This is a genomic window from Pseudomonas sp. AC463 (assembly GCF_979253585.1).
Genome location: NZ_CEEDDZ010001108.1, coordinates 1 through 240, shown reverse-complemented (window position 1 = coordinate 240; position 240 = coordinate 1). Strand labels below are relative to the sequence as shown.

The following is a 240-nucleotide window of genomic DNA, read 5'->3' as shown; positions in this document are numbered from 1 at the left end:
CTTGTAGCGCGACGCGACGGGGAAGCTACACCCGGCGGCCGGTGAACAACTGGACGAGCCCGACGATCAGCGCGATCACCAGCAGGATGTGAATTAGGCCCGCGCCGATGTGGAGGGAGAAGCCCAGCAACCAGAGGATCACGAGGATGACGACGATGGTCCACAACATGCGCTTGGCTCCTGTACTGCTCCCGAACCCCGTCAACGATGGTTCCCCGCGCGCGTTCCCTGAAGGTTTGC

1 protein-coding gene is annotated in these 240 nt (G+C 62.9%); it reads right to left on the bottom strand.

Going from position 1 to position 240, the window contains the following annotated elements:
- Positions 1-25 precede the first annotated feature (25 nt).
- Positions 26-240 (bottom strand): lmo0937 family membrane protein (locus AC0IYH_RS33720; RefSeq protein ID WP_471838806.1); only part of this gene is annotated, 215 nt, incomplete at its 5' end.